Below are 1,184 nucleotides of genomic sequence, written 5' to 3' on the forward strand. Positions count from 1 at the left end.
GTATGTCCGCTGGGCTGAGAAGAAGGGTTACAAGGTCGAGCTGCAATCCGAAAGCGCAGGCGACGAGGCGGGCATCAAATCCGCCGCCTACAAGATTTCCGGCCACAACGCCTATGGCTGGCTGAAATCCGAGAGCGGCGTGCACCGGCTGGTGCGGATCTCGCCTTATGACTCGGCGGCCAAGCGGCACACGTCGTTCAGCTCGGTCTGGGTTTATCCGGTGGTGGACGACAATATCGAGATCGACGTGAACCCTTCTGATATCCGGGTCGATACCTACCGGTCCTCAGGCGCAGGCGGCCAGCACGTGAACACCACAGACTCGGCGGTGCGGATCACCCACATCCCAACTGGCATCGTGGTGACCTCTTCGGAAAAATCGCAGCACCAGAACCGCGACATCGCCATGAAGGCGCTGAAATCGCGCCTGTATCAGCAGGAGCTGGACCGCCGCAACGAGGCGATCAACGCCGCCCACGAGGCCAAGGGCGATGCGGGCTGGGGCAACCAGATCCGGTCTTACGTGTTGCAGCCCTATCAGATGGTCAAGGATCTGCGCACCAACCATGAAACCTCTGATACCAAGGGCGTGTTGGATGGCGACCTGGACGGTTTCATGGCGGCGACGCTGGCGTTGAATGTGGCTGGCAAGAGCCGCTCTGAGGCGCAGGGCGACTAACCGGTGCCCAAACCAATGGATTGATTGTGCAAGGCCGGATTTGTCCGGCCTTTTTCATGTCTGCAAAGATGCCCAGGTTCAATGTGCTCGCGCCAGGTCCGCTGATCCACGCGGTCGTCATATTTGTGGACCGCGCCGTCGCAGGCAAGCCCGCGTTATTTTTTGACGGTTTGGATAAGATGTTTTTCATCTGTGGGTTTTTTTACAAAATTCCCCCGGTTAGGCTGATCAAAACATACATCGGGATATTTGAACATGTCGCAGCCTATGCGAAGCGCTACTGAAATTCTGGCGGATCTGTCAGCAGGTCGGTTGACGGCTGAGGACGTGATGCGCCAGACGCTGGACCGGATTGCAAAGGTCAATGGCGCGGTGAATGCCATTGTGGGTCTGCGGGACGAAGAGGAATTGATGCAGGAGGCACGGGCGGCGGATCAAAATGCCCCGCGTGGACCGCTGCACGGGCTGCCGATGGCGGTGAAGGATCTGGTCAACGTGCGCGGTG

The 1,184-nt window shown here is 58.7% G+C and carries 2 protein-coding genes; both read left to right on the forward strand.

The window, feature by feature from the left end; translation table 11 throughout:
* Positions 1-679, forward strand: a 679-nt coding sequence (locus A2I95_RS40265) for a peptide chain release factor-like protein (protein ID WP_291737928.1), incomplete at its 5' end; no start/stop codon positions are given.
* Positions 680-934: 255 nt separating this feature from the next.
* The coding region (locus A2I95_RS40270) for an amidase family protein (protein WP_291737929.1) at positions 935-1,184 on the forward strand (250 nt) is incomplete at its 3' end.

It is taken from the genome of Leisingera sp. F5 (assembly GCF_001593695.1).